The sequence below is a fragment of the Paraburkholderia sp. CNPSo 3281 genome, from assembly GCF_024206515.1.
GTDB classification, from domain to species: Bacteria; Pseudomonadota; Gammaproteobacteria; order Burkholderiales; family Burkholderiaceae; genus Paraburkholderia; species Paraburkholderia nodosa.
Window position 1 is genome coordinate 1 of the sequence record NZ_JAMBPS010000175.1, and the last position, 724, is coordinate 724.

Annotated in this window: 1 tRNA gene and 1 rRNA gene; both read right to left on the reverse strand. The window is 51.4% G+C overall.

The features are described from left to right. Positions 1 to 231 (reverse strand): 23S ribosomal RNA (locus M3I56_RS40765); the annotation flags it as partial. A gap of 307 nt (positions 232 to 538) precedes the next feature. Further along, a tRNA-Ala gene (locus tag M3I56_RS40770) sits at positions 539 to 614 on the reverse strand. Between the last annotated feature and the right edge of the window lie 110 nt (positions 615 to 724).

Below are 724 nucleotides of genomic sequence, written 5' to 3' on the forward strand. Positions count from 1 at the left end.
ATCTCGGTTGATTTCTTTTCCTGCGGCTACTTAGATGTTTCAGTTCGCCGCGTTCGCCTCACATGACCTATGTATTCAGTCATGGATACTCCATTCGGAGTGGGTTTCCCCATTCGGATATCGGTGGATCAAAGCTCGTTTGCCAGCTCCCCACCGCTTTTCGCAGGCTACCGCGTCCTTCATCGCCTGTGATCGCCAAGGCATCCACCACATGCACTTGTTCGCTTGACCCTATAACGGGTGTGTCTCGCGGCGATTGCTCGCTTCGGATCCACTCGCTACAGGTTGAGTATTCGTGTTGCGCCGTATTTCAAGGCAATCTTTCGATCACTTAAAAATACATTGATACAATCACAACCCTGATTCACCTACTTGACGGCCATCTCTGTCCGCGTTCGGATGAATCTCTTTACTACTTCTTCCTGATTGTTAAAGAACGACAGCCGATACTTTCGCAGTGATGCGTCGTACCGCTCTGACTGGCTCAATCGCCAATGCAAAAGGTTCTGCTTCGTGCAGAACGCTGTGCATTGAGGATTGGTGGAGGATGACGGGATCGAACCGACGACCCCCTGCTTGCAAAGCAGGTGCTCTCCCAGCTGAGCTAATCCCCCGCTCGTAACCACTCAAACTCAGGTCATCTGCCCAACTCCCTTCGGGAGTGAGATGCTCGTAAGTGCTAAAGCACCAACGATCATCGCAAAATTGGTGGGTCTGGATGGAT